This is a genomic window from Ensifer sp. 22521, from assembly GCF_052044795.1.
In the GTDB taxonomy this organism is placed as follows: Bacteria; Pseudomonadota; Alphaproteobacteria; order Rhizobiales; family Rhizobiaceae; genus Ensifer.
In genome coordinates this window covers 70,840-93,746 of the sequence record NZ_JBQENM010000008.1, presented here as the reverse complement: position 1 = coordinate 93,746, position 22,907 = coordinate 70,840, and the positions used below count along the sequence as shown (strand labels likewise).

The window sequence follows — 22,907 nt, the reverse complement described above, 5'->3', positions numbered from 1 at the left end:
GTGCCAGCATCGCAACCTGCCCTGTGATGGGTCGTCAGGTCATCCATATTGAAGATTAGAGAAGTCCGAGTTCCGCCAATTCGCGGCGCAGCTCGAGCGGCATCTCGGCACCGCCACCGGAAAGCGACGCAAGGTCGCGCGGCGCATCCTTGTCGGTGAGATAGCGCCAGCCCTGGAAGGCACGCCGCGGCTGCAACTCCGTCTCGACCACTTCAGGGCCAAGCAGCAGATTGCAGCGGCCGATACCCTCGCCATCCGTGAAGGTTTCGATACCGATCAAGGACTGTCGCGCCTGCACGGTCCCCTTGATCACCCAGTAGAGCGAACCGCCGCTCAGCAGTTCCTCCACCCGTTTCGGCACCATGCGGGTCGTGTGGAAGGAATGGGGCTCGAGGCCAGCGGCCATGGCGGCCATAGCCTTGCGCGAAACCCATTCGCGCAGGTCCTCGATCGATTCCGCTCCGACGCAGAGCTTTATGAGATGCAGAGACATAGCTGTTTTGAACACCCGTCCGGCCGTTGCGGTCAAGCGGCCAGACGCTGTTCATCCACAATCACCGTGGCGGCTCAACATTCGACGACGTTGACCGCGAGACCGCCGGTCGATGTTTCCTTGTACTTCTCGTTCATGTCGACGCCGGTTTGGCGCATCGTCTCGATGCAGGCATCGAGCGGCACAAAATGCTTACCGTCGCCCTTGAGCGCCAGCGAGGCTGCCGTCACCGCCTTGACCGCACCGAGCGCGTTGCGCTCGATGCACGGAACCTGAACCAGGCCGGCGACCGGATCACAGGTCATGCCGAGGTGGTGCTCGAGTGCGATCTCGGCGGCATTTTCGATCTGCTCGGGCGTACCGCCCATGACGGCAGCAAGGCCGGCAGCGGCCATGGCGGACGCTGAGCCGACCTCACCCTGACAGCCGACCTCGGCACCGGAGATCGAGGCGTTGTGCTTGATGATGCCACCGATTGCGGCAGCCGTCAGCAGATAGTCGCGGATGCCCTCCTGATCCGCGTCGTCATGGAAATGCATGTAGTAGCGGATAGTGGCGGGGACGACGCCTGCTGCACCGTTGGTCGGCGACGTGACGACGCGGCCGCCGGCGGCATTCTCTTCATTGACCGCCATCGCGTAGACGCTCAGCCAGTCGTTGGCGAGCAGCGGGTTGGTCTTGTTGGAGCGCCATTCTTCCTGCAGCTTGTCGTGGATCGAGCGTGCGCGGCGGCGGACCTTCAAGCCACCGGGCATGATGCCCTCCTGGCTCAGCCCACGGTCGATACAGTTGCTCATCGCGCCCCAGATGCGGTCGAGCCCGGCATTCAGCTCATCCGGCGACATGGTCGCTTCTTCGTTCGCCCGTTTCATCTGGGCGATCGTCATCCCGGAGCGGGCCGCCATGTCCAGCATCTCCTGGGCCGACGAGAACGGGAATGGCACCTTGACGCCGGCCGCCTTGTTCTTCGAGGCACGCATCGCCTCGAGTTCCGTATCGGTCACGACGAAGCCGCCGCCGATCGAATAATAGATCCGCTTCAGCAGCAGCCGGCCGTCGCGGTCGAACGCGGAGAAGGACATGCCGTTGGCATGGCCGGGCAGCGGCACCTTCTTGTCGAAGACCAGGTCCGTCTTCGGCTGGAATTCATAGGACGGATGTCCCGGCGGCGAAATGCGGCCGCTGCGCTCGACCTCGTCGATCAAGCCGTCCATGCGATCAGGATCGACCAGGTCGGGGCGTTCGCCGACGAGACCAAGGACAACCGCCCTGCCCGTGCCGTGGCCGATACCGGTATGGGCCAGCGAACCGTGCAGGCTGACCTTGATCGCCGCAACGGCAGCATGGGACGGGCGCGGCCAGTCGTCGGAAAGAATGAGTTCGAGAAAGCGGTTGGCGGCCGACATCGGCCCCATCGTATGCGAGCTCGAAGGCCCGATACCGATCTTGAACACGTCGAAGACGGAAAGAAACATAAGTTTGCCTGCCCCGGAGACTGACTCGCGGCGCACCGGCATGATTGCCCGAGCACCGCATTCACGATTGCCTCGATATCACGCTTCACGGTCTGTGCGAACCGGCGCGCTATCCTCATATTTACTGCGCGATTTTATCCTCAGATCGGCACCGATTTAAGGAAATCCGCAACAAATATAGGAACGAAGCCTAAGCGATCCCATAGCAGACGGTCAGGCGGTCAACCGACATTCGATCCCATCCGTGCGACATTGTCATCCCGCAAAGGCTCCGGGGTGTCGAGATTGGCTGCCTGGAATCAAAAACGGCGCGGCTTTTGGGAAGCCGCGCCGTCAATCAGTGGTCTTTTCTAGATACCAGATATCAAAGGCCGCCGAAAAGATAAGCAAGAACAAGAACGCCAGCGAAACCAGCCACGGCGCGTGCAGTTACGCCCCAGCAAGATTTCTGAATTGTATTGTCCATGATGTCTCCGAAAACACTCTCAACGGCCGCGAGCAGCACATTGGGTGCCCGCGTCTGGGGCCTTGCATATTGAAGAAAGTGTTACTGCGCAATGGGGAAATATGGCGGAAAGGTGTCAGGCCCTCGCCGCTCAGTACACTAAGCTGGTGAAAACCGCGCAATTGGCCGGCGGGAGCGGAGAAAAATTCCGCCGCAATTTCATCACAGTAGTTGACGCGCCGTCGATTCCCGCGCCGCCGCGCCCACCTTGCATTTTCCAAAAGCCATGCCAAAAACACGTGTATGACCTTCGAAGATTACATAGCGCTTGTCGTGTTTATCCTGCTTTGGGCGGGTTTCAGCTGGGCGACCGACGGCACGCGCGGCTTCAAGCGGGTGAGTCTCACCCGCCTCATGAACGAGCATCGTGGCCGCTGGATCCGCAATTCGCTCAACCGCGATCTGAAGATGATCGATACGCAGATCATCGCGGGGCTGCAGGCCGGCACCGCCTTCTTTGCCTCGACGACGATCTTCGCCCTCGGTGGCTGCTTCGCTCTGCTCGGCGCAACCGAACAGGTGCAAGTGATCTTCGCGGACATGCCCTATGTCTTCCATGGCGGTCGGACCGCGTTCGAGCTGAAGGTCGGTGGCCTCACCTGTCTCTTCGGCTATTCCTTCTTCAAGTTCGGCTGGTCCTACCGGCTGTTCAACTATTGCTCGATCCTGATGGGCGGCATTCCAATGACCGCCGACATGCAACGCGACCTGCAGGCGGCGGAGAAGGCAGCCGAACGGGCGATCCGCATGAACGTGCTGGCCGCCAAGCACTTCAACGCCGGGCTTCGGGCGATTTTCCTGTCGATCGGATATCTCGGCTGGTTCATCAGCCCCTATGTCTTCGTCGGGCTCACCGTCTTCGTCATCTTTGTGCTGACCCGCAGGCAGTTCTTCTCGGAGGCACGCGCGGCGCTGCTGCCGGACGCAACGCCCTGACAGCATGCGCGCCCATCGCGCTGAACGGAAACAGACCAGGCCTGACCACTTCCACCATCAGCCAACGACGCGTGTTTGGCACAAGCCAAACATGGCACTCTTCTTCACGCCCACAGGATGGCGAATGCCCATGTCCGACAGCAATGTGACTTCACCGACGACACCGATACCGGCTCAATCTGCCGCACGGGGGCGGCTCGCCTTCATCGACGTCGCGCGCGGCGTGGCACTGCTCGCCATGGCTACCTATCATTTCGTCTGGGATCTCGAGTTCTTCGGCTACGTCGCCGCGGGAACCGCCGGCACCGGCGGCTGGAAGATCTTTGCCCGGCTCATCGCCAGCAGCTTCCTGTTTCTCGCCGGGTACAGCCTTGTGCTCGGACAATGGCCGAAGCTTCGCCTCGACGCGTTCATGCGGCGCTTTGCCAAAATCGCCGGTGCGGCAGCGCTGATCACGACCGCGACCTATTTCGCGTTCCCGGACACCTTCATCTTCTTCGGCATCCTGCATGCGATCGCCGCGGCAAGCGTGATCGGCCTTGTCTTCCTGCGGCTTCCCGCCGTCGTTTCCCTTGTTGCGGCGGCAGCAGCCATCGCGGCACCCTTCTATTTGCGCTCGCCGGCCTTCGATGCACCCTGGCTCTGGTGGGTCGGACTGTCGGAAACCTTCGCGCGCTCCAACGACTATGTGCCGCTGCTGCCGTGGCTCGGGCCTTTCCTCTTCGGCCTTGCCGCAGCCAAGCTCTTCCATGCGCGGCTCGTCGCGGTCCTCGCAAACCGTCCGTCCACAGGTGGCAAGGGCAAGCTGTGGATGAGCCCGCTCGTCTTCGGCGGCCGTCACAGTCTGGCCATATACCTCATTCACCAGCCCGTGCTCATCGGACTGGTCTATCTCTTCTCGCTGATTTCACCGCCGACATTGCCGGATCCCAAGCAAGCCTACCGCAGCAATTGCGTCGCGGCCTGCAACCAGGGGAACCCGGCCGTGCCGTGCGAGGCCTTCTGCGGCTGTACGCTCGACCTTCTGGTACAACAGAACCTGTTCGATAGCCTGAACAGGGGAGAGATCAACGTCAGCACCGATGAACGCATTGCGCGAATCGCGCGACAGTGCACAATGGACGTGCAATCAGGGGACTAGGACATGAATGCCTATCGTGCCAAGCCGCTGAATTTCCCGTGGCCCGCCCTGCTCTACGGCGTCGCCACGCTCGCGGCCCTTGTTCTGGCGCGATATTCCCCCATCCCCGTCGCACACGGACACAGCTGGTTTCCCTGGATCAGCGGCGGCACACTGATCATCGTCGCCATCTGGCTGGATCTCTGGGCAGTCAAGACCTTGCTCGACCGGCACACGGCCGTCATGCCCTACCGGTCGGCGACCTGCCTCGTCACCTACGGCCCCTTCCGCTTCACACGCAACCCGATCTATCTCGGCTACACCCTGATGATGGTCGGCTTCGGTCTGGCGACGCTCAATCCTTGGTTCTTCATCACGGCGATCGCAGCGGTGATGCTGACGACCGTCTTTGCCATTCGCAACGAAGAGCGGCATCTGCTGTCGCGCTTCGGCTTCGAGTTCGAGCGTTATTGCCGGCACACCAGCCGCTGGATCTGACCAAAAGACCGCACAGCCCAAAACCAAAAAGGGCAGCGCGGACGCCACCCTTCGAAACTTTCGCTTTTAAGAATACGCCCGCCTGCTCAGGTACCGACGCCGATCTCCGCGAGACGCGTCAGGCAAGCCTCCTCGACATTGTCGAGCTCTGCCAGCGTGTCTTCGATATCCTTGCGCTTCTGCCGAAGCTCCTCGCGCTTTTCCTCGACACGGTTCATCAAGAGCCGAAGCTGGCCCATCTCGCCGGGTGGATCCTTGTAGACCTGGATGATTTCGCGGATTTCGGCAATCGTGAAGCCGATGCGCCGGCCACGCAGAATTTCCTGGATCAGCCGCCGATCCGCAGGCCGGAACAGGCGCGTGCGTCCACGGCGTTCAGGATGAATGAGGCCCTCGTCCTCATAGAACCGCAGCGTTCGGGTGGAAATGCCGAATTCCCGCGTCAATTCGGTGATGCTATAATATTTATTCACGCTGCCATTCCATGATTTACTGCATCGTTCCTAAAATCGGTATCGATTTAAGGTCAAAATTATGCAGCAGGTCAAAGTGTTACAGCGATCTCAGCGTGTCATGGAAGACGCGCGCGCTGTAATGCGTATACACTATCGTTGACCTTGACGTAAAAGTCAAACAACGGCGTTCACCTCACGTAACGTGAAACCACCACGTGGCGATGCCGAGAAAACTGAAGAAACCGGTTATGTCGGTGATGGCCGTCACGAAAACGGCAGAAGACACGGCCGGATCGGCACCGAAGCGGTCCAGGCAGAGCGGGACGAGGATGCCGCCAAGTGCTGCGGCCATCATATTGATCAGCATGGCCGTGGCGATGATACCGCCGATGTTCGGGTCCTGAAACCAGAGACCGGCGAGCAGGCCGATTAGCGTGCCGAAGATCATGCCGTTCAACAGCCCCACGCCCGCTTCGCGCCGGATAATGCGCGGCGCGTTGTGAATGTCGAGGCCGCGGGTCGCAAGCGCGCGGACGGTAACGGTCATGGTCTGCGAGCCGGCATTGCCGCCCATTCCGGCGACAATCGGCATCAGAATGGCGAGCGCCACGATCTGCTGAATGGTCGCATCGAACAGACCGATGACCGAGGCGGACATGCACGCCGTCATCGAATTGATGAACAGCCACGGCACGCGCGAGCGCGATGCCTCGGCAACCGAGTCCGAGAGCTCTTCATCGCCGACACCGCTCAAGCGCAAGAGGTCTTCTTCCGCTTCTTCCTGAATGACGTCAACGACGTCATCGATGGTGAGCACGCCGACGAGCCTTCCATTGTCATCGACGACCGCCGCGGAGAGAAGGTCATATTGCTCAAACAGTTGCGCTGCCTCTTCCTGGTCCATCTCGGCCGGAATCGCATGGCTCGTGTCATGCATGATCGCGTCGACCTTGACCGAGCGCTTGGTCCTGAGGATGCGGTCGAGGTCCATGGCACCGAGCAGCTTGAAGGTCGGGTCGATGACAAAGATCTGCGTGAAGCTCTCGGGCAGGTCCTCGTCTTCGCGCATGTAGTCGATCGTCTGGCCAACGGTCCAGAATGGCGGCACCGCCACGAACTCGGTCTGCATGCGCCGGCCGGCGGTGCTCTCCGGATAATCGAGCGAGCGGCGAAGGCGAACCCGTTCCGTAAAGGGAAGCTTCGCCAGGATCTCGTCCTGATCTTCCTGGTCGAGGTCCTCGAGAATGTAGACGGCGTCGTCGGAGTCCATTTCGCCGATAGCCTCGGCGATCTGCTCGTTCGGCAGATGCTCGACGATATCGAGACGGATGGCCTCGTCGACCTCCGTCAGCGCCGAAAGGTCGAATTCCTTGCCGAGCAGTGAGACCAGCGCCAGGCGCTGGTCAGGCTGGATCGCTTCAAGCAGGTCGCCGAGTTCCGACGAATGCAGGCCGGCGACGTGCTGGCGCAGATAGATCGTATCGCGATCGGCGATCGCGGCCCCGACATGCATGAGGAAATCGGAACGGACCGAACCGTCGTCGGCATAGATGTCCGAGCCGTCAAAGGTCTTGACGTCTTCGATACCGCTGTCGTCGTCGCCGATATTGCTCATGGGCGCCCTCGAAACGATTGCTGCTTTCCGGTGCTCCATCATACGGACCGGAAAGAATGCGTCACTGACGGTTGGTGCCTCTTCCGCTGCCGTGCTCCGGAAGTTGGGTCCTACAGCCCTGCTAGCGCAAAGCCCCGCCGAGGTCCACAGCACAGATAGCACCCTGTGCGCGGCGATAACAGATTTATTCAAGCTGTTGCAAATACATGAGAAACCGGCTGCATCTCGATACTGTCGACATCGATCGCGCGATCGGCTAGCACTTCTCTTCGTTCCCTGGAACCGGAATCGATATCAGAGAACGAAACAGCAGCCCAAGGTTTACGGCGCCCCTTGCGCTCCTCAACGGGACGCACGGCGCCGCAAACGCTGCAGCCGAGGAACATCTGATGGCGATCCGTCCCATTGTCCGTTTTCCCAGTCCCTTACTGAGCCAGAAGGCGGACACCGTTACCCACTTTGATGCGGCGCTCGAAGCCCTTGCGGACGACCTGCTCGACACGATGCGAGCGGCACCGGGTATCGGCATCACCGCTCCGCATGTCGGTGTCCTGCAAAGGGTGACGGTGATCGAGCTCGACCGGGAGAGCGGCGTCAGGATTTACATCAATCCAGAGATTGTCTGGAACTCCGCCGAAGTCATGAAACATTCTGAAGGCAGTGTATCGATGCCTGGGGTTTCGGAGGACATCGAGCGACCGCAGACCGTCCGTGTTCGCTATCAAACCCTTTCAGGCGAAGAGGTCGAAGAGGAAGCCGAAGGGCTGATGGCCATTTGCCTGCAACACGAGATCGACCAGCTCGACGGTATTTTCTGGACCCAACGCCTCTCGCGCCTGAAACGCGATCGGGCGATCAAGAAATTCGAAAAGCTGACAAGGGAACAAACGCGCGTCTAGGACTTCCCGCCGACAGCATCAAATGCCTCCCAGTTTCACCAAGGATCGAACAATGAAGCCAACATATCTTGCAGTCATCGGCCTCCTGGCCCTCGCCGGTTGCAACAGTGCCCAACAGAGTCTTGAGCCCCTGCCCGAGAGCCTGACCTACGGCGAAAACGCCAGCAAAAGAAAGACGCAGGCCGCTCCCGGCACCATGGTTCAGCACCGTTTCATGTATGAAGGGCAGATGGTCTACGAAACCTATGAGGTTCAGCCCGATCACAGCTTCAAGCTTATCCGCCGCCGCATGGACCAGAGCGGACCGCAAGGCAACAGCTGACGACGTGGACGCAGGGCGGGGCAAGCGCGCGGCGCGCGGTGCAAGCGACCCAGGCTTGGCGTGTGCAATCAAATGTTTCGGCCGACTACCTTGGAAAGGCGGAGTAGACCGCCGTTTCGAAGTCAAGGTAGCCCCCGATCGAGGCCGGGTCGACGAAGGGCAATATCTGCGTCGCCCAGAGGCCGCCGAGACCATTTTGGCGGTCTATCCAGTAATAGAGGTTTGCAAGCCCAGCCCAGGCCAGCGCGCCGGCCGGTCGGCCTGTCGGCGCGGCTTCATCATTGATCATGAAGCTAAGCCCCCAGGATTTCGGCATTCCGGGGAAAAATTCGACGTCGTGCGAAAGGCTCGGTATCACCCCGGGAAGCTTTTTGATCTTCTTTTCTCCGAGGCCATTCTTTTCCGCCATTTCGACGGTTTCGGGTTTCAGCACGCGGCCGCCGGGTGCCACCCCGTCGTTGAGCCACATGCGAATAAATTTTGAGTAATCGGTAGCTGTCGAGTAGAGGCCATGCCCACCCATTTGGACCTCGGGTTCCTGGGGGAACCGGAAATCGGGCACCGGCTGCAATCGCCCTGCATCGTCCCGCTGATGCAGCGTGACCACGCGTGAGGCCATCGCTGGGGTCAATGCAAAACCGGTATCGTCCATGCCGAGCGGCTGAAGGATTCGCTCGGTCATCACCTCGCCCAATCGCTTACCGGCTATGCCCTCCACCACCTGTCCGGCCCAGTCCAGGTTGCTTCCATATTCCCAGTCATCGCCTGGGTCGAACAGCAATGGGGTGCGGATGGACGCATAGGAGCTCGTGATCACGCTCGGCTGCCCATGCTGCCGGGCCAACCTGGCGTAGGTCTCATTGAAGAAGTCGTATCCAAAGCCAGCCGTATGCAAAAGCAGCATGCGCGTCGTGATATCCCGCTTGGGCGGGCGGAGCTTCGGGTTCCCGGAGGAATCAAAGCCATCGATCACCTGCAGCTTGCCGATCTCGGGAGCGTATCGCCTGGCTGGAGCATCGAGATCGAGCCTGCCCTCTTCGACCAGTTGCAGGCAGGCAGTGCCGGTGATCGCTTTCGTCATCGAGAAGAGCCCGAAGACGCTGTCGGCGGTCATGTCCGCATCGCCACCCAATGCTCGCTTTCCGGCTGCACCGGTGTAGATATCGCCCCGTCTATCGGTGGCAATCGCGACGACGCCGGGCACGCCATCCGCGGCGCTGACGACGGTATTGAGGATTGCATCGGCAACAGCCCTGAGATCGCCGCCCAAAGGAACCTCCCAAGCAAACAGGCTTCGTCATTGGTGCAGGTCGCCCAGCCACCGCCGCGCCCAGAAAACTGCTCCAGCCCGGCCCTCGTTCTGGAATACCGCGCCAAGGTTAGCACCAAATAACATTCCAAGCCATTTCGCCTGCAACGTGGCGGTGCTCGTTCACTCTTTTTCCGCGGCGGCAAGCGCTATGCACGCCGAAGTGCGGTCGGAAGATGTATTGAGGTTTGCGGGCTTGCAGCTTCGGCCCGAGGCTGAGCCGCGCGGTGGGCACAAGACCTAAGCGTTGGAGATAAAAACGAAAAAACCGGCCGAAGCCGGTTTTGGTGCGGTCGAGAAGACTCGAACTTCCACGGGTTGCCCCACAGCGACCTCAACGCTGCGCGTCTACCAATTCCGCCACGACCGCATCGTGGTAGATGCCGACCTGCGCCAGCGGGGGTGCATGTAGCAAAAGCCCCCGCAGTGCACAAGAGATGGCTGTGCACAATTCGGGCGATCATGACAGAACTCAGCGGCCCGTCGCATTGCGAGCGAACCGGCCAGGTCGCCTTTCCGCGCATCAAGCGCGCGCACCTTGTCGGCCACCGCGCCGAGACCGATTGTTGGGCGCGGGATCCCGTTCGTCTTCGGCCATTCGCCAGCAAAGAGAGCGCGCTCCTTCCCACCGTGCCAAACGCCTACGCTTGATTGGAAACGTCCAGAAAAGGGATGTGTCAGCGACGCGATTCCGCGCAGCTCGCGTGTTCGCTAGGCAGGATAAAAACAAAAAACCCGGCCAAAGCCGGGTTTTTTTGGTGCGGTCGAGAAGACTCGAACTTCCACGGGTTGCCCCACAGCGACCTCAACGCTGCGCGTCTACCAATTCCGCCACGACCGCATCGTGGTAGGTGTCGACCTGCGTCGACGGGGCTGCATGTAGCAAAAGCCCCTGGGGGGCACAAGGGGATGACGACAGAAATTTGACGGGAAATGAAACTATTTCAACAGCCCGCTGGGGAAGCGTTGGAAACGCTGGACTCTTGTCACGCGCCATCCCATTTACAAGCTCTGAAAACAGGAATGCAGACCGAATGCAGCGTGAGAATCTGAGCCAGACCATGTTCGCCCCCCCGGAATCACCCCCGGTTCGCTGGCGGATTGCCTCTGATCTGGTGGATTATCCACAGGCAGTCGAACTGATGGAACAGGAAGCTGCCGCGATCGCCGCCGGCACCGCGGACGAACTCGTCTGGCTGGTCGAACATCCGCCGCTATACACAGCCGGTACCAGCGCCGATGTTGCTGATCTGGTGATGCCGGATCGCTTTCCGGTGTTCTCGACGGGTCGCGGCGGTGAATACACCTATCACGGGCCGGGCCAGCGCGTCGTTTACGTTATGCTCGACCTCAAGCGCCGAAAGCAGGACGTGCGCGCCTTCGTCGCTGCGCTGGAAAGCGTCGTGATCTCCACGCTCGATTCGATGAATGTGAGAGGTGAGCGCCGCGAAGATCGGGTCGGCGTCTGGGTTCGCCGCCCGGAAAAGCCCGCCCTGCCCGATGGTTCGGTGGCGGAAGACAAGATTGCCGCGATCGGCATTCGCCTGCGCAAATGGGTAAGCTTCCACGGCTTCGCACTGAACGTCGATCCGGATCTCGACCATTTCGGCGGCATCGTGCCCTGCGGTATTCGCGGCTACGGCGTAACAAGCCTCGTCGACCTCGGCCTGCCGGTGATGATGCCGGATGTCGATATCCGGCTGCGCGAGGCCTTCGAGACGGTGTTCGGCCCGACAAAGACCGACGGAGCCTGAGCCCATTCAGCTTGCAGCTCGGCGTCCCGCCTGCCGCTCGCGCCAGATAATAAAGAGGCCCGAGCCGACGATTATGGCGATGCCAAGCCATTTGGAGAGCGACGGGAAGTCTCCGAAGATGAGATAGCCGAGCGCCGTCGCCGTGACGATCTCGAAATAGTGGAATGGCGCCAGCAGGGAAACGGGTGCCGCTCTGAAGGCTTTGACGACCAGCAGATGGCCGTAGCCGGAGAGCGCGCCGAGGATAACCACCAGCGTCCAGCCAAGCGGCGACTTGGGCAAGGACGGCACAAAGTCGGGGCTGCCCATGCCGTTGCCGATCAGGATCACCATCGCCATCATCAATGTGCCGCCGATACCAGCGATGGTCTGCATTGTCAGCGGCGAGTCGCCCGTACCGACCGCTCGATTGAGAAGCAGATAGCAGGCAAAGACGAAGGCGCAGGCCACCGGCAGCAAAGCCGTCACGCCGAAAGCCGCGAAACTCGGCTGGATGACGATCATCGCCCCACCGAAGCCGACGACGATGGCAAGCCAGCGCCGCCAGCCGACGCTTTCCTTCAGGAACACCGCCGAAAGGCAGGTCAGGATGAAGGGCTCGACGAAATAGATGGCAAAGGTATCTGCCAGCGGCATGTACTTCACGGAAATGAAAAAGAACAAGGCCGCGGTCGCCAGCAGCACGCCGCGCAGCAGATTGGCCCACGGACGCTTCGGCTTCAGCGCCCGCAGGCCGCCGGCGCCAAGCAGCATCGGCAACGTCGCCACCAGCTGGAAGAAGAACCGGTAGAAGGTCACCTGGCCGGGCGACATGCCTTCGTAGACGGCCATATACTTCGCGATCACGTCCATGCCGGGCAGGATGACCATCGCAAAAAGCATGATGGCGACACCTTGCATGACGGTATCGGCAGGCTCGGCAGCCGCAGTTCGGGCGTCGGACATGGGGCAAGCTCCGGTTGGCCGCCGCAGATTAGAGCCTAGGCTACGGTTTTCAACGGCCGAGGATACTCCGGAGGCCGAACTATCCGCGCCTTAGCCGCAATTGACGGTGTTTTTGGCGCTTCGGGGTGGTCCCTCGCTGGCCGAATGCCTATAAGCTCAGGACCATCTTCCGCCCCGGAAGTCAAAAGCGGCTTCCTGCCGTCTCTCCGGGACCTTTGAACGTAACCGTGGCAAAGGAGATATCCATGCGCTTGTCCACCGAAACGATGATTGCCCGCCTGCGCGACACCAGCGACGGTGATACGCTGGGAGGACGCATCTGGAGGGCGCGCGACGCCGCCAACATCAGCACCAAGGACCTGGCAGACCAACTCGGAGTCCGCGCTGAAACGGTCGCCGCCTGGGAGCGCGACCGCGCCGAACCCCGGACGAACCGGCTCTTCATGCTGGCCGGCGTGCTGGGCGTTACCCCGGCCTGGCTGATCGCCGGCCTCGGCAAGGCGCCGGATTCGGACGCGGTCGATGACGAGCGCGACGGCCTTCGCGAGCAGCTTGCCCTGGTCAAGAAACTGCACGAACAGACCGGCAAGGCCATCGCCGCACTTGAGATGGAACTCAATCGCGTTCAACAGAACATTCGTTAGCTTATTGTCGATTCCAACGGGCCGCCGCCCTGGCGGCCCGAAGCCATTTTTGTCCAAGGGAGAAATTAGATGGATGTACGCGCCGCCGTTGCCGTTCAGGCAGGCAAGCCGCTTGAGGTCATGACGGTTCAACTCGAAGGCCCAAAGGCCGGCGAAGTGCTGATCGAGGTCAAGGCCACCGGCATCTGCCACACGGACGACTTCACGCTGTCCGGCGCCGATCCGGAAGGCCTGTTCCCGGCGATCCTCGGCCATGAGGGTGCCGGCATCGTCGTCGACGTCGGCCCGGGGGTCACCTCGGTGAAGAAGGGCGATCACGTCATTCCGCTCTACACGCCCGAGTGCCGCTCCTGCCCGTCGTGCCTGTCGCGCAAGACCAACCTGTGCACCGCGATCCGCTCGACGCAAGGGCAAGGCCTGATGCCGGACGGGACCTCGCGCTTCTCGATCGGCAAGGACAAGATCCACCACTACATGGGCTGCTCGACCTTCGCCAACTACACGGTGCTGCCCGAGATCGCCGTTGCCAAGGTCAACCCGGACGCACCCTTCGACAAGATCTGCTACATCGGCTGTGGCGTCACCACCGGCATCGGTGCAGTCATCAACACAGCCAAGGTGGAGATGGGCGCGACCGCGATCGTCTTCGGTCTCGGCGGCATCGGCCTCAACGTCATCCAGGGCCTGCGTCTCGCCGGCGCCGACATGATCATCGGCGTCGACCTCAACAACGACAAGAAGGCCTGGGGTGAGCGCTTCGGCATGACCCACTTCGTCAATCCGAAGGAGGTCGGCGACGACATCGTGCCCTACCTCGTCAACATGACCAAGCGTGGCGCCGACCAGATCGGCGGCGCCGACTACACCTTCGACTGCACCGGCAACACCAAGGTGATGCGCCAGGCGCTCGAGGCCTCGCATCGCGGCTGGGGCAAGTCGGTCGTCATCGGCGTCGCCGGCGCCGGCCAGGAGATCTCCACCCGGCCGTTCCAGCTCGTCACCGGCCGCAGCTGGATGGGCACGGCCTTCGGCGGCGCGCGTGGCCGCACCGACGTGCCGAAGATCGTCGACTGGTACATGGAGGGCAAGATCGAGATCGATCCGATGATCACCCACACCATGGCCCTCGAAGACATCAACAAGGGCTTCGAGCTGATGCATTCCGGCGAAAGCATCCGTTCGGTCGTTCTTTACTAAGCTAAGCTGGCAATGGCGCAATTCCGGGAAAATCGCTTCGCACTTTTCCTGGAATTGCTTCACAATCCGATTCAGAACGGCGTCGGAGTCGATTGATTTCCGGCGCCTTTTCAGTCCCGTTGAGAAACTGATTCAAGATGATCTATGTCGATGCCGATGCCTGCCCGGTGAAGGCGGAAATCCTGAAGGTGGCCGAACGCCATAGAATAGAGGTGACTTTCGTCGCCAATTCCGGCCTGCGCCCCTCGCGCGACCCGATGGTACACAACGTCATCGTCTCGGCGGGTTTCGATGCGGCCGACAACTGGATCGCGGAACGGGCGCAGGAGGGCGATGTTGTCGTCACCGCCGATGTACCGCTGGCCGTGCGTTGCGTTGCCGCCGGCGCGTTGGTTACCGGCCCTTCCGGACGCATCTTCGACAAGGGCAATATCGGCATGGCTTCGGCGATGCGCGATCTTGGGCAGCATTTGCGTGAAACCGGCGAGAGCAAGGGCTACAACGCCGCCTTCACGCCGCGCGATCGATCCGCCTTCCTCGAAACGCTTGACCGACTCGCACGGCAGGCGAAAAAGTGACGGTGCGGCAGCCGCTTCCGCTGCAGATCGCAGGGGTATCTGGATGACAGCGACGACGACGAAGCTCAGGCACTGGCCCTTCTACACCGCCATTCTATGCGCGCTCGCAAGCGTGCCCGTCCTCTGGTTCGTTGCGCGACGCTTCGCACTTGAAGGCGCTGCGATCACCTTCTTCTGCGTCTATCTCGTCATGTGCTGGCGGCGATTGCGGATGATGACCGGGCGGCACCTGAAGACCCATGCCAGAAACACCGACGAGCCCGAGTTCGTTATCCTCCTCGTGACATTCGGTGCGGCTGCGAGCTCGCTCATCTCGCTGTTCTTTGCGCTCAACGCCCAGCAAACAGGATCCGCACTCGCGCTCGGCCTCGCCTTTGCCTCGGTCGTGCTCGGCTGGGCGACGATCCATATGATGGCCGCGATGCATTATGCGCACATATACTGGGTGCCTTCCGCGGATGCGCAAACGCCGGAGCCGGCACGCGGCCTCGACTTTCCCGAGACACCCGAGCCCGGCGGTTTTGATTTCCTCTACTTTTCCTTCGTCATCGGCATGACCGCGCAGACCTCGGATGTCGCCATCACCACAACAGCTATGCGGCGCATCAATCTGATGCACGCCATCGTTTCTTTCTTCTTCAACACCGTGCTCGTCGCCGCCGCCGTCAACGCGGCCGTGCAGCTTGCCGGTTGAGCAGCATTATCCAAGGAGCAGTCCATGAAAGTCCTTTCGCAGAACACCGCGTTCGGCGGCATGCAGGGCGTCTTTTCGCACGAGTCCGAGGCTTGCAAGGGCGAGATGACCTTTGCCGTCTTCGTGCCGCCGCAGGCGATCAAGGAACCGAAACCAGTGCTCTGGTACTTGTCCGGCCTCACCTGCACGCACGCGAACGTCATGGAGAAAGGCGAATACCGGCGCATGGCCGCCGAGCTCGGGCTTATCATCGTTTGCCCCGACACGAGCCCGCGCGGCGCCGACGTGCCGGACGAACTGACAAACTGGCAGATGGGCAAAGGCGCGGGTTTCTATGTCGACGCCACCGAGAAGCCCTGGGCCGAGCACTACCAGATGTACAGCTACATCACCGAAGAACTGCCCGCTTTCGTCAGCCAGCACTTCCGCATGGACATGAGCCGCCAGGGCATTTTCGGCCATTCCATGGGCGGCCACGGCGCCATGACCATTGCGCTCAAACACCCGGATCGCTTCAAGAGCTGCTCGGCTTTCGCGCCGATCGTCGAGCCCTCGACCGCCGACTGGTCGGTCGGCGCCTTCGAAAAGTATCTCGGCACAGACCGCGCCGCCTGGCGCCAATATGATGCCTGCGCCCTCGTCAAGGACGGTGCGCGCTTCCCGGAATTTCTGATCGACCAGGGCAAGGCGGACAGCTTTCTCGAAAACGGCCTGCGCCCGTGGCTGTTCGAGGATGCGGTCAAGGGAACCGGCATCGATCTGACGCTCCGCATGCATGAGCGCTACGACCACTCCTACTACTTCATCTCCACCTTCATGGACGATCACCTGAAGTGGCATGCCGAACGGCTGGCCTAGGCCGATTTTGTCCCGGAGCGACTGATGACCCACCTCCTTCTCGTTGGAGCCGGCGGCGCGATCGGCTCGATCTTGCGCTACCTTGTCGGCCTCTGGACCGTCCATCGCTTCGGGGCGGGCTTCCCGTGGGGCACACTCGGCGTCAATATCACCGGCTCGTTCCTGATCGGCGTGCTGGCAGAGGTGATCATGCGCAAGTTCGGCGCATCGCCGGAAATGCGCGTGTTCCTCATTACCGGGGTTCTCGGCGGCTACACCACCTTTTCCGCCTTTTCGCTGGATGCGATCACGCTCTTCGAGCGTGGTGATGTCATGCTTTCCGTCATCTATGTCGTTGCCAGCGTCGCGCTTTCGCTCCTTGCGGTCTTCAGCGGGCTGGCTCTGATGCGCGCAATAGTCTAAAGGCTGCTTCTACGAGCGCTGCGTAGCCTGAGGGAAACGCGGTGCGTTGCTGCATTGCTCTTCAACCGTCATCGCTTCAGGGGCATTGTCATGCAGCCGTTAAAGGATTGCGGCAGCCCTTGCGCACCTGAAGCGTTTTCTTGCGTCCATCCCAACGTAAGAGCTTCAGATTGACGCGCGCCGCTGCAGGAACAGAAAGCAGGTTCGCTCAAATGGCAGGCATAGAACACAGGCAAGTGGACGGTGACGAGGCAGGCATGCGCCTTGACCGCTGGTTCAAAGTGCATTTTCCGGGGCTGGGTTTCGGTCCGCTGCAGAAGCTTTTGCGTTCGGGCCAGATCCGTGTCGACGGCGGCCGCGTCAAGTCCGACACGCGCCTACAGCCGGGCCAGACGGTGCGTGTCCCTCCCCTTGGCGTCGATGCGAAGGAGACGAAGACGGGCCCGATTGCCGGTCGCGACCTTCGCCACTCGCCCGATGGCGAATTGCTGTCGCGCATGGTGCTGCACGAGGACGCCAAGGTCATCGTGATCAACAAGCCGGCCGGTCTCGCCGTACAGGGCGGTTCCGGCGTCAACCGTCACATCGACAAGATGCTCGAGGCCTGGACCAACCAGCGTGGTGAAAAGCCCCGCCTGGTGCACCGCCTCGACCGCGATACCTCGGGTGTTCTGGTCATCGCCCGCACACGTGGCGCCGCGCAGAAGCTGACGGCCGCCTTCCGCGAGCGCGACACCAAGAAGACCTACTGGGCGCTGGTGAAGGGTGTGCCGCGCAAGCGCGAAGACCGGATCTCGACCTGGCTGGTCAAGGAACAGACGCCGGACGGCGACCGCATGCGCATTGCCAAGCATGGCGAGGACGGCGCTGACCACGCGATTTCCTACTACCGTATTCGCGAACAGGCCGCACAGAACCTCGCCTGGCTTGAGATGGAGCCCTATACCGGGCGCACCCATCAGCTGCGCGTGCATGCGCTGCACATCGGCCACCCGATCCTCGGCGACCCAAAGTATTTCGACGCCGATATCAACTGGAGCCTGCCCGGCGGCATGCAGAACCGTCTGCATCTGCACGCGCGCCATATCGATATCCCCCATCCGGATGGCGGTCGCCTGCGCGTGACCGCGCCGTTGCCGCCGCATATGGTCCAGAGCTGGAACCTACTGGGCTTTGAAGAGAACGAGCCGGGCGAGGACGACTGATGAAACTGGCGCTTTTCGATTGCGACGGGACGCTGGTCGATAGCGGCGGGCTGATCCATGAGGTGATGGCGCGCACCTTCGAGGCGTTCGATCGCGAGCGCCCGCCGCTTTCAGCAACCAAGGGCATCATCGGCCTGACACTCGACATCGCCATTGCCCGCCTGCTTGGCCGCGAGCACGTCGACGACCTGGCACTGGCGATGACGGCGCACTACAAGTCGATCTTCGCAGGCGTGCGCAGCGAAGCCGGCTTCCAGGAGCTTTTGTTTCCGGGCATCGCCGACATGATGCAGACGCTCTCGTCGCGGGACGCGCTGCTGATCGGCGCCGTCACCGGCAAGTCTCGGCGCGGCCTCACCCACATCTCCGAAACCCACGGTTTCGACAGGATTTTCTTCGTTTCGCGCACCGCCGACGACTGCCCCTCCAAGCCGCACCCGGCAATGGTGACGGAATGCTGCTCGGAAGCCGGTATCGACGCGAAGGATACGGTCGTCATCGGCGACGCGATCTACGACATGCAAATGGCCAAGGCCGCGGGTGCGGCCGCCATCGGCGTTGCCTGGGGCTATGCATCCGTTCCCGATCTCATCGAGGCGGGTGCGGATTTCGTTGCCCAGACGCCGGCAGACATCATTGAATGGATGGAACACAATCATGCCTGATATTCGCGACGAACTCAGCGGTGCGATGAGCCACGAAGATCCGGTCCGCCGCGCGCAGATTCAGATGCTGAAGCCGCTGCCGAAGCGCTTCTACAAGGAGGTCAGCGTCGCTGCGGCGGAAGGCGACACCCACGCCGTGCTGCTCGACGGCCGCACGGTGCGCACGCCAGCAAAGCAACCGCTTGCCGTGCCGACGCGCAAGCTTGCCGATATGCTGGCCGCCGAATGGGAGGCACAGGCCGAGGTCATCGATCCCGCCCGAATGCCGGTCACCCGCATCGTCAACACGGCGCTCGATGGTGTTGCGAAAGACCAGCGCTCGGTGTTCGACGACATCCTGCGCTTCGCCGGAACCGACATGATCTGCTATCGCGCCGACAGCCCGGAAGGCCTGGTCGCACGCCAGAACGAGATCTGGAACCCGGTGCTCGACTGGGCGCGGCAAACGCTCGGCGCCCGCTTCATCCTCGCCGAAGGCGTGATCCATCAGGAGCAGCCGGAGGAAGCCCTTTCGGCCTATGCCGAGGGCCTGCGCGCTTTCGCCACTCCGCTCGGGCTCACCTGCGTTCATACGGTGACCAGCCTGACGGGTTCGGCCCTGCTGGCGCTTGCCTTCGCCTCCGGCAGGTTCACGGCCGAAGAGGCCTGGACGGCCGCGCATGTCGACGAAGACTGGCAGATCGAGCATTGGGGAACCGACGAGGAAGCCTTCCGCCGCCGCGAAAACCGCTGGCAGGAAATGCTGGCGACTGCTGCGGTTCTGGACGCCTTGCGGTAAACGGAGACAGCGAAACATCTCTGAATACGATTGCGGGCTGCGCGTCCTTNGCCCGCTTCGTTTTTTCGACGGTGGCAGCAGCTTCAAAGCAAGGTCGCTGGTGTACTTTACGCTACGTCAGCGCGATCACGTCCCGTTAGGCAGCTAACTTCAGCCCGGCGATGCCGCTGACGATCAAGGCGATGCAGCCGAGGCGAACCAAGGTCGCCGGCTCTGCGAACAGGAAGATCCCGAGGATCACCGTGCCAACGGTACCGATGCCCGTCCAGACCGCATAGGCCGTGCCGAGCGGCAGGGTGCGCACGGCAAGGCCGAGCAGCGCGATGCTGAGGATCATCGACCCGACGGTCAGGATCGTCGGCGTAACGCGCGTGAAGCCATCCGTGTATTTGAGACCGATTGCCCAGCCGATTTCGAGGATACCGGCAAGCAAAAGAAGGAACCAGGCCATGTCAAACTCCTAATACTGGAGCGAGGCCGTCCCCGCGGATGTTCGGTTTCGACTTCGCGAACCGTGCAGCCGTCTGCAATGCCGGTTCTATCTCACACTCCCGTGCCGACGGCAAGGCAGCCACGGGCAGATCAGCCTTGCACCGGTGGCAAGGCTAGGCCACATCCCGCATTCCTTGAAACCGAGAAAACGACGGGGTGCCCTCTGGGCCAAGCACAAGGAAGGGCCGTCTTACAGATTCCTGGGCATTCTAGGGAGCATTGCGCTCCCGGCGGAGTTTCGCCCACCATTCCAGCCGCTTGCGGATTTCTCGCTCGAAACCACGCTCCGGCGGATCATAGTAAGTCTGGCGCCCCATCTTTTCCGGAAAATAGTCCTGGCCGGAAAAGGCATCCGGCTCGTCGTGATCGTAGCGATAGCCGTCGCCGTAGCCTTCGCCCTTCATCAGCTTGGTCGGAGCGTTGAGAATATGCTTCGGCGGCAGCAGCGAGCCGTTCTCCTTGGCCGACCGCATCGCCGCCTTGTAAGCGGTGTAGACGCCGTTCGACTTCGGCGCGGTGGCCAGATAGACGCAGGCCTGCGCCAGCGCCAGTTCGCCTTCGGGCGAGCCCAGATAGTCGTAGGCATCCTTGGCGGCATTGCAGATCACCAGCGCCTGAGGATCGGCAAGGCCGATATCCTCCACCGCCATGCGCACAAGCCGTCGCCCGAGATAAAGTGGGTCCTCGCCCGCATCGAACATGCGGCAGAGATAATAGAGCGCGGCATCCGGATCGGAACCGCGTACCGACTTATGCAGCGCCGAGATCAGATTGTAGTGGCCGTCCTGGCCCTTGTCGTAGACCGGCGCTCGGCGCTGGACGACATTCTGAAGTGCTGCCGCATCGAAGATCTCGTCGCGCCGCGCGGCCCGCCAGACTTCTTCCGCCAGCGTCAGCGCCGCCCGGCCATCGCCATCGGCCATGCGGATCAGGCTCGCGCGTGCATCCGCATCAAGCGGCAACGCCTTGCCTTCTGCCTGCTCGGCGCGGGACAGAAGCTCCTGGATGCTGTCCTCACCGTGTGGCTTGAACGTTAGCACGCGAGCGCGGGACAACAGAGCGGCGTTGAGCTCGAAGGACGGGTTCTCCGTCGTCGCACCAACGAGGATGACGGTGCCATCCTCCATCACGGGCAGGAAGCTGTCCTGCTGGGCGCGATTGAAGCGGTGGATCTCATCGACAAACAGCAGGGTCTGCCGGCCGGACATGCGCCGCGCACGGGCCGATTCGAACACCTTCTTGAGATCGGCGACACCGGAGAAGATGGCCGAGATCTGCTCGAAGGCGAGCCCCGCCTCCCCCGAAAGCAGACGCGCGACGGTCGTCTTGCCGGTGCCTGGTGGTCCCCAGAAGATCATCGACCCGAGAGAACCCGACGCGATCATGCGCGACAGCACGCCATCATCCCCGGTCAGGTGCTCCTGGCCGGTGACTTCGGCGAGCGTCCGCGGGCGAAGCCGGTCGGCAAGCGGTCTTGCGGACGCCATCTCAGGTGGTTCGTGTGCTGTAAACAGATCGCTCATCGGAAGAACTGACGGATAAGTTGGCCGTCCCGCTCGATCTCGACACGCCAGAAGGAGGCGTCGTCGGCCATCACATGCTCCAGCGTCTTGGACGTGTCGATCGCCGTGCCATTGACAGAGCGCACGATGTCCTTCGGCTCAAGGCCGATGCGTGCTGCCGGCGAACCGCGGTTGACCTGCATGACGATGACGCCCTGGAGCGAAGTCGACACGCGCAGTTCCTCGGCTAGACGTGGCGACAGATTGGCGACGACCGCGCCGGCGAAGGGATTGCGACCTTCGATCAGCCGTTCGTCACGCGGCGAGGTCTCCGGCGCCCGATCGAGCTTGAGCATCACCTCACGCGGCTTTCCGTTTTCCGACACGGTAACGCGCGCCTCGTGGCCGATGCCGACCGTCGTCAAGCGGTAGCCGAGCGCATCAGGATGTTCGACTTCAATGCCGTTGACGGCGGTGATCACTTGCCCCGGCTTGATGCCTGCCAGTTCGGCCGGGCCACCCGCCACGACAGCCGTCACCAGCGCACCGCGGGCGCGGTTGAGGCCAAGGGCTTCGGCCACTTCCGAGGTCACCGGTTCGAAGCTTGCGCCGATGAAGGGACGGACGAAGGCGCCATTGCCGCCGTCAGCGGACGCGACGAAGACCTTTACCAGATTGGCGGGGATAGCAAAGCCGACGCCGTTCGAGCCGCCACCCTTGGAGAAGATCGCGGTGTTGATGCCGATCAATTGACCGTTCATGTCGATGAGGCCGCCGCCGGAATTGCCCGGATTGATCGCCGCATCCGTCTGGATGAAGAAGCCGAAATCCCCTGAAGAAACCTGGTTGCGCGCGAGAGCCGAGACGATGCCGCTCGTGACCGTCTGGCCGACGCCGAACGGGTTGCCGATCGCCAGCACGAGGTCGCCGACTTCGACCGCATCCGAGTCGCCGAGCGGGACGATCTCGAACGGGCCTTCCGACTGGATCTTCAGCACCGCCAGGTCGAGTCGGTCATCCTTGAGCACGATCTTGCAGGGAAACTCGCGCCCGTCCGCCAGCGCCACCTTGATGTCGTCGGCGCCCTCGATGACGTGATTGTTGGTCACGACGATCCCGTTCTTGCCGACGATCACGCCGGAGCCGAGCGACGATTGCTTTTCCGAGCGGTTCGGCATGCGTTGGCCAAAGAACTCCTCAAAGAAGGGATCGCCGGAAAAGATCGAGCGGCGCTCGACCACGCGTTCGGCGTAGACGTTGACGACCGCATTTGCCGTCTGCTTGACGAGCGGCGCGAAGGAAAGCTGCATTTCGGTGCGCGACTGCGGAACCGTCTTGGCCTCCTCAGCCCATGCCGGACAGGCAAGAGACACAGCAATGACGAGCGCAACAAGCGCTCTTTGACCAACGATCATGTGAAGCATTCTCCTATTCGTCACGGCTACGTTCAGATAGGATTTCGCGCGAAAAAAGGCAAATGTTGGCGCAGGATACGCAAAGTTGCCGGCTTCACGCGCTACGCACGAAAACGTGGTTCCGCACCCCTTTCACGGTGATCGAAAGTCT

24 protein-coding genes and 2 tRNA genes are annotated in these 22,907 nt (G+C 61.8%); 15 read left to right on the top strand and 11 right to left on the bottom strand.

The genetic code is table 11. The features are described 5' to 3' along the window. Positions 1–55: 55 nt before the first annotated feature. Together ACTJKE_RS13790 and ACTJKE_RS13785 are read right to left on the bottom strand one after the other, a co-directional pair. Positions 56–493, bottom strand: a complete 438-nt coding sequence (locus ACTJKE_RS13790; RefSeq protein ID WP_057255610.1) for a DUF1489 family protein — start codon at positions 491–493, stop codon at positions 56–58. A 74-nt stretch (positions 494–567) separates the two neighbouring features. Next, positions 568–1,968, bottom strand: a complete 1,401-nt coding sequence (locus tag ACTJKE_RS13785) for an L-serine ammonia-lyase (RefSeq protein ID WP_057255609.1) — start codon at positions 1,966–1,968, stop codon at positions 568–570. A 748-nt stretch (positions 1,969–2,716) separates the two neighbouring features. Here ACTJKE_RS13785 and ACTJKE_RS13780 point away from each other — a divergent pair. From ACTJKE_RS13780 to ACTJKE_RS13770, 3 genes are all read left to right on the top strand, one after another. Next, positions 2,717–3,409 carry a DUF599 domain-containing protein gene (locus ACTJKE_RS13780; RefSeq protein WP_058328549.1) on the top strand — a complete coding sequence of 231 codons (693 nt, stop codon included), beginning with the start codon at positions 2,717–2,719 and terminating at the stop codon, positions 3,407–3,409. A gap of 130 nt (positions 3,410–3,539) precedes the next feature. Beyond that, entirely contained in the window at positions 3,540–4,550 is a 1,011-nt protein-coding gene (locus ACTJKE_RS13775) for a DUF1624 domain-containing protein (RefSeq protein ID WP_112995926.1), read from the top strand. Between the two features lie 3 nt (positions 4,551–4,553). Further along, entirely contained in the window at positions 4,554–5,027 is a 474-nt protein-coding gene (locus ACTJKE_RS13770; RefSeq protein WP_057255606.1) for a methyltransferase family protein, read from the top strand. An 86-nt stretch (positions 5,028–5,113) separates the two neighbouring features. Here ACTJKE_RS13770 and ACTJKE_RS13765 read toward each other — a convergent pair whose 3' ends face one another. Together ACTJKE_RS13765 and mgtE are read right to left on the bottom strand one after the other, a co-directional pair. Continuing rightward, entirely contained in the window at positions 5,114–5,500 is a 387-nt protein-coding gene (locus tag ACTJKE_RS13765) for a MerR family transcriptional regulator (RefSeq protein ID WP_057255605.1), read from the bottom strand. A gap of 175 nt (positions 5,501–5,675) precedes the next feature. Further along, a complete protein-coding gene (gene mgtE / locus ACTJKE_RS13760) occupies positions 5,676–7,097 on the bottom strand; it encodes a magnesium transporter (protein WP_057255604.1) in 1,422 nt (473 codons plus the stop codon). 389 nt (positions 7,098–7,486) lie between these two features. Here mgtE and ACTJKE_RS13755 point away from each other — a divergent pair, with 389 nt between their 5' ends. Together ACTJKE_RS13755 and ACTJKE_RS13750 are read left to right on the top strand one after the other, a co-directional pair. Next, positions 7,487–7,996 carry a peptide deformylase gene (locus ACTJKE_RS13755; RefSeq protein ID WP_112995927.1) on the top strand — a complete coding sequence of 170 codons (510 nt, stop codon included), beginning with the start codon at positions 7,487–7,489 and terminating at the stop codon, positions 7,994–7,996. A gap of 52 nt (positions 7,997–8,048) precedes the next feature. Further along, positions 8,049–8,318 (top strand): hypothetical protein, encoded by a 270-nt coding sequence (locus ACTJKE_RS13750; RefSeq protein ID WP_057255602.1) that lies wholly within the window; start codon positions 8,049–8,051, stop codon positions 8,316–8,318. Positions 8,319–8,403: 85 nt separating this feature from the next. Here ACTJKE_RS13750 and ACTJKE_RS13745 read toward each other — a convergent pair whose 3' ends face one another. From ACTJKE_RS13745 to ACTJKE_RS13735, 3 genes are all read right to left on the bottom strand, one after another. Next, the gene (locus ACTJKE_RS13745) at positions 8,404–9,588 is read right to left on the bottom strand and encodes a serine hydrolase domain-containing protein (protein WP_113131791.1); all 1,185 of its coding nucleotides are present in this window, start codon (positions 9,586–9,588) and stop codon (positions 8,404–8,406) included. A gap of 324 nt (positions 9,589–9,912) precedes the next feature. After that, positions 9,913–9,997, bottom strand: a tRNA-Leu gene (locus tag ACTJKE_RS13740). A 386-nt stretch (positions 9,998–10,383) separates the two neighbouring features. Further along, positions 10,384–10,468 (bottom strand) — tRNA-Leu (locus tag ACTJKE_RS13735). A 193-nt stretch (positions 10,469–10,661) separates the two neighbouring features. On the opposite strand from ACTJKE_RS13735, the gene lipB reads away from it, so the two are divergent. Beyond that, positions 10,662–11,381, top strand: coding sequence for a lipoyl(octanoyl) transferase LipB (gene lipB, locus ACTJKE_RS13730; protein WP_057255599.1), 720 nt, complete (start codon positions 10,662–10,664; stop codon positions 11,379–11,381). Positions 11,382–11,387: 6 nt separating this feature from the next. Here the strand turns inward: lipB and ACTJKE_RS13725 are convergent, their stop codons facing one another. After that, positions 11,388–12,326: a DMT family transporter gene (locus ACTJKE_RS13725; protein ID WP_440639697.1), complete on the bottom strand. Its 939-nt coding sequence runs from the start codon at positions 12,324–12,326 to the stop codon at positions 11,388–11,390. A gap of 245 nt (positions 12,327–12,571) precedes the next feature. Between ACTJKE_RS13725 and ACTJKE_RS13720 the strand changes: the two genes are divergently transcribed. The 9 genes from ACTJKE_RS13720 (at position 12,572) to ACTJKE_RS13680 (ending at position 19,347) form a co-directional block, all read left to right on the top strand. After that, on the top strand, positions 12,572–12,970 hold the full coding sequence (locus tag ACTJKE_RS13720; protein ID WP_057255598.1) for a helix-turn-helix domain-containing protein: 399 nt from the start codon (positions 12,572–12,574) through the stop codon (positions 12,968–12,970). Between the two features lie 69 nt (positions 12,971–13,039). Next, positions 13,040–14,167, top strand: a complete 1,128-nt coding sequence (locus ACTJKE_RS13715; protein ID WP_440691921.1) for an S-(hydroxymethyl)glutathione dehydrogenase/class III alcohol dehydrogenase — start codon at positions 13,040–13,042, stop codon at positions 14,165–14,167. 137 nt (positions 14,168–14,304) lie between these two features. Next, on the top strand, positions 14,305–14,745 hold the full coding sequence (locus ACTJKE_RS13710) for a YaiI/YqxD family protein (RefSeq protein WP_440636638.1): 441 nt from the start codon (positions 14,305–14,307) through the stop codon (positions 14,743–14,745). A gap of 43 nt (positions 14,746–14,788) precedes the next feature. Then, positions 14,789–15,439, top strand: a complete 651-nt coding sequence (locus ACTJKE_RS13705; RefSeq protein WP_440636640.1) for a DUF1345 domain-containing protein — start codon at positions 14,789–14,791, stop codon at positions 15,437–15,439. 24 nt (positions 15,440–15,463) lie between these two features. After that, positions 15,464–16,297, top strand: a complete 834-nt coding sequence (gene fghA / locus ACTJKE_RS13700) for an S-formylglutathione hydrolase (protein ID WP_057255594.1) — start codon at positions 15,464–15,466, stop codon at positions 16,295–16,297. Between the two features lie 24 nt (positions 16,298–16,321). Next, positions 16,322–16,699, top strand: a complete 378-nt coding sequence (gene crcB / locus ACTJKE_RS13695; protein ID WP_057255593.1) for a fluoride efflux transporter CrcB — start codon at positions 16,322–16,324, stop codon at positions 16,697–16,699. Between the two features lie 212 nt (positions 16,700–16,911). After that, complete coding sequence (locus tag ACTJKE_RS13690) at positions 16,912–17,904, top strand: RluA family pseudouridine synthase (RefSeq protein ID WP_440636643.1); 993 nt, start codon at positions 16,912–16,914, stop codon at positions 17,902–17,904. Continuing rightward, a complete protein-coding gene (locus tag ACTJKE_RS13685; protein ID WP_057255591.1) occupies positions 17,904–18,569 on the top strand; it encodes an HAD-IA family hydrolase in 666 nt (221 codons plus the stop codon). The genes ACTJKE_RS13690 and ACTJKE_RS13685 overlap by 1 nt, the downstream gene beginning before the upstream one ends. After that, on the top strand, positions 18,562–19,347 hold the full coding sequence (locus ACTJKE_RS13680) for an ATP12 family chaperone protein (protein WP_440636645.1): 786 nt from the start codon (positions 18,562–18,564) through the stop codon (positions 19,345–19,347). The genes ACTJKE_RS13685 and ACTJKE_RS13680 overlap by 8 nt, the downstream gene beginning before the upstream one ends. Before the next feature lie 136 nt (positions 19,348–19,483). On the opposite strand, the gene sugE is transcribed toward ACTJKE_RS13680, so the two are convergent. From sugE to ACTJKE_RS13665, 3 genes are all read right to left on the bottom strand, one after another. Continuing rightward, entirely contained in the window at positions 19,484–19,798 is a 315-nt protein-coding gene (sugE, locus tag ACTJKE_RS13675) for a quaternary ammonium compound efflux SMR transporter SugE (protein ID WP_058324765.1), read from the bottom strand. 250 nt (positions 19,799–20,048) lie between these two features. After that, entirely contained in the window at positions 20,049–21,362 is a 1,314-nt protein-coding gene (locus ACTJKE_RS13670) for a replication-associated recombination protein A (protein WP_440636647.1), read from the bottom strand. Next, entirely contained in the window at positions 21,359–22,756 is a 1,398-nt protein-coding gene (locus ACTJKE_RS13665; RefSeq protein ID WP_440636649.1) for a DegQ family serine endoprotease, read from the bottom strand. Before ACTJKE_RS13665 ends, ACTJKE_RS13670 begins: the two co-directional genes overlap by 4 nt. Positions 22,757–22,907 lie beyond the last annotated feature (151 nt).

Coding starts and splice junctions, on each gene's coding strand:
- ACTJKE_RS13790 (WP_057255610.1), bottom strand. CDS start 493: ATGTCTCTGCATCTCATAAAGCTCTGCGTCGGAGCGGAATCGATCGAG.
- ACTJKE_RS13785 (WP_057255609.1), bottom strand. CDS start 1,968: ATGTTTCTTTCCGTCTTCGACGTGTTCAAGATCGGTATCGGGCCTTCG.
- ACTJKE_RS13780 (WP_058328549.1), top strand. CDS start 2,717: ATGACCTTCGAAGATTACATAGCGCTTGTCGTGTTTATCCTGCTTTGG.
- ACTJKE_RS13775 (WP_112995926.1), top strand. CDS start 3,540: ATGTCCGACAGCAATGTGACTTCACCGACGACACCGATACCGGCTCAA.
- ACTJKE_RS13770 (WP_057255606.1), top strand. CDS start 4,554: ATGAATGCCTATCGTGCCAAGCCGCTGAATTTCCCGTGGCCCGCCCTG.
- mgtE (WP_057255604.1), bottom strand. CDS start 7,097: ATGAGCAATATCGGCGACGACGACAGCGGTATCGAAGACGTCAAGACC.
- ACTJKE_RS13755 (WP_112995927.1), top strand. CDS start 7,487: ATGGCGATCCGTCCCATTGTCCGTTTTCCCAGTCCCTTACTGAGCCAG.
- ACTJKE_RS13750 (WP_057255602.1), top strand. CDS start 8,049: ATGAAGCCAACATATCTTGCAGTCATCGGCCTCCTGGCCCTCGCCGGT.
- lipB (WP_057255599.1), top strand. CDS start 10,662: ATGCAGCGTGAGAATCTGAGCCAGACCATGTTCGCCCCCCCGGAATCA.
- ACTJKE_RS13725 (WP_440639697.1), bottom strand. CDS start 12,326: ATGTCCGACGCCCGAACTGCGGCTGCCGAGCCTGCCGATACCGTCATG.
- ACTJKE_RS13720 (WP_057255598.1), top strand. CDS start 12,572: ATGCGCTTGTCCACCGAAACGATGATTGCCCGCCTGCGCGACACCAGC.
- ACTJKE_RS13715 (WP_440691921.1), top strand. CDS start 13,040: ATGGATGTACGCGCCGCCGTTGCCGTTCAGGCAGGCAAGCCGCTTGAG.
- ACTJKE_RS13710 (WP_440636638.1), top strand. CDS start 14,305: ATGATCTATGTCGATGCCGATGCCTGCCCGGTGAAGGCGGAAATCCTG.
- ACTJKE_RS13705 (WP_440636640.1), top strand. CDS start 14,789: ATGACAGCGACGACGACGAAGCTCAGGCACTGGCCCTTCTACACCGCC.
- fghA (WP_057255594.1), top strand. CDS start 15,464: ATGAAAGTCCTTTCGCAGAACACCGCGTTCGGCGGCATGCAGGGCGTC.
- crcB (WP_057255593.1), top strand. CDS start 16,322: ATGACCCACCTCCTTCTCGTTGGAGCCGGCGGCGCGATCGGCTCGATC.
- ACTJKE_RS13690 (WP_440636643.1), top strand. CDS start 16,912: ATGGCAGGCATAGAACACAGGCAAGTGGACGGTGACGAGGCAGGCATG.
- ACTJKE_RS13685 (WP_057255591.1), top strand. CDS start 17,904: ATGAAACTGGCGCTTTTCGATTGCGACGGGACGCTGGTCGATAGCGGC.
- ACTJKE_RS13680 (WP_440636645.1), top strand. CDS start 18,562: ATGCCTGATATTCGCGACGAACTCAGCGGTGCGATGAGCCACGAAGAT.
- sugE (WP_058324765.1), bottom strand. CDS start 19,798: ATGGCCTGGTTCCTTCTTTTGCTTGCCGGTATCCTCGAAATCGGCTGG.
- ACTJKE_RS13670 (WP_440636647.1), bottom strand. CDS start 21,362: ATGAGCGATCTGTTTACAGCACACGAACCACCTGAGATGGCGTCCGCA.
- ACTJKE_RS13665 (WP_440636649.1), bottom strand. CDS start 22,756: ATGATCGTTGGTCAAAGAGCGCTTGTTGCGCTCGTCATTGCTGTGTCT.